This window comes from Campylobacter sp. US50a, from assembly GCF_004379015.1.
Lineage (GTDB): Bacteria > Campylobacterota > Campylobacteria > Campylobacterales > Campylobacteraceae > Campylobacter_D > Campylobacter_D jejuni.
The window spans coordinates 1-2,347 of sequence record NZ_RYYJ01000032.1; the positions used below are offsets into that span (position 1 = coordinate 1).

2 tRNA genes and 1 rRNA gene are annotated in these 2,347 nt (G+C 42.1%); all 3 read right to left on the bottom strand.

Annotated features, from left to right (window positions below):
• Positions 1 to 7 precede the first annotated feature (7 nt).
• Positions 8 to 84, bottom strand: a tRNA-Ile gene (locus ELQ11_RS09405).
• A gap of 8 nt (positions 85 to 92) precedes the next feature.
• A tRNA-Ala gene (locus ELQ11_RS09410) sits at positions 93 to 168 on the bottom strand.
• A gap of 102 nt (positions 169 to 270) precedes the next feature.
• Positions 271 to 1,783 (bottom strand): 16S ribosomal RNA (locus ELQ11_RS09415).
• Positions 1,784 to 2,347 lie beyond the last annotated feature (564 nt).

A 2,347-nucleotide genomic window follows, 5' to 3' on the forward strand; every position in this document is an offset into this window, starting at 1 on the left:
TTTTTTATGGTGGGCCTAACAAGACTTGAACTTGTGACCTCACCCTTATCAGGGGTGCACTCTAACCAGCTGAGCTATAGGCCCTTAATAAATGGTGGAGAATAGCGGGATCGAACCGCTGACCTCCTGCGTGCAAAGCAGGCGCTCTCCCAGCTGAGCTAATTCCCCATAAACAATTAGCTTTATCATCAATCTTTGAAATCTAAACAAGAATCAATTGAGTTTATATATTGAAGTAATAGTGGTGAGACTTATTACTTTGTACTCTAGAAAGGAGGTGATCCAACCGCAGGTTCTCCTACGGTTACCTTGTTACGACTTCACCCCAGTCGCTGATTCCACTGTGGACGGTAACTAGTTTAGTATTCCGGCTTCGAGTGAAATCAACTCCCATGGTGTGACGGGCGGTGAGTACAAGACCCGGGAACGTATTCACCGTAGCATGGCTGATCTACGATTACTAGCGATTCCGGCTTCATGCTCTCGAGTTGCAGAGAACAATCCGAACTGGGACATATTTTATAGATTTGCTCCACCTCGCGGTATTGCGTCTCATTGTATATGCCATTGTAGCACGTGTGTCGCCCTGGGCATAAGGGCCATGATGACTTGACGTCGTCCACACCTTCCTCCTCCTTACGAAGGCAGTCTATTTAGAGTGCTCGGCCGAACCGTTAGCAACTAAATACGTGGGTTGCGCTCGTTGCGGGACTTAACCCAACATCTCACGACACGAGCTGACGACAGCCGTGCAGCACCTGTCTCTAAGTTCTAGCAAGCTAGCACCCTCATATCTCTATAAGGTTCTTAGGATATCAAGCCCAGGTAAGGTTCTTCGCGTATCTTCGAATTAAACCACATGCTCCACCGCTTGTGCGGGTCCCCGTCTATTCCTTTGAGTTTTAATCTTGCGACCGTACTCCCCAGGCGGTACACTTAATGCGTTAGCTGCATTACTGAGATGACTAGCATCCCAACAACTAGTGTACATCGTTTAGGGCGTGGACTACCAGGGTATCTAATCCTGTTTGCTCCCCACGCTTTCGCGCCTTAGCGTCAGTTGAGTTCCAGCAGATCGCCTTCGCAATGGGTATTCTTGGTGATATCTACGGATTTTACCCCTACACCACCAATTCCATCTGCCTCTCCCTCACTCTAGACTATCAGTTTCCCAAGCAGTTTAATGGTTAAGCCATTAGATTTCACAAGAGACTTGATAATCCGCCTACGCGCCCTTTACGCCCAGTGATTCCGAGTAACGCTTGCACCCTCCGTATTACCGCGGCTGCTGGCACGGAGTTAGCCGGTGCTTATTCCTTAGGTACCGTCAGAATTCTTCCCTAAGAAAAGGAGTTTACGCTCCGAAAAGTGTCATCCTCCACGCGGCGTTGCTGCGTCAGGGTTTCCCCCATTGCGCAATATTCCCTACTGCTGCCTCCCGTAGGAGTCTGGACCGTGTCTCAGTTCCAGTGTGACTGATCATCCTCTCAGACCAGTTAAGCGTCATAGCCTTGGTAAGCCATTACCTTACCAACTAGCTGATACTATATAGTCTCATCCTACACCGAAAAACTTTCCCTACTCAACTTGTGTTAAGCAGGAGTATAGAGTATTAGCAGTCGTTTCCAACTGTTGTCCTCTTGTGTAGGGCAGATTAACTATACCTTACTCACCCGTGCGCCACTAATCCACTTCTAGCAAGCTAAAAGCTTCATCGTTCGACTTGCATGTATTAGGCACGCCGCCAGCGTTCACTCTGAGCCAGGATCAAACTCTCCATAATAAACCTTCTTTAACATCAAGGCAAAGCCTTGACTAAGAAGCAAGCTAAAGGCCTACCCCGCCAACCTAATATAGATAAACTACTTAGATTGCATTAAAGAGATAAACCTTATTACTTTTATAGATAGTTTAATCTTTTTCTTCAAAGAAAAAGTTATAAAAGATTAAAAGAAAAGCTTTTAATCTTTTTAATATTAGATTGAATAGATTTTACATAATTGCTTATGCCTAAATCTTTCTGGCTCAATCGATCACTTATTTAGATTTCAAAGATTGACTAATAAGATTTGAATAACAATACTAAGTTAAAAGAACAAAACAAAAAATCATTTTTAAAAGAAAAGTTTTTAAATTAAAAACAAGATTTATAAAAAAGCTTTTAGTTTTAAATTAAAAAATTAAGAAAGTTAAAAACTCAAATAATTTAAAAACTTAAAAAATCTAAAATAAAGTTAATTTATAAAATCTACTCAGTTAGTGAAACTTTATAATTTAAAAGATTTTAAGTCCTTTTTTCAAAAAAGGAAATGAAAGTATAACCAATTAAACTTAAAGAGGGATTAAA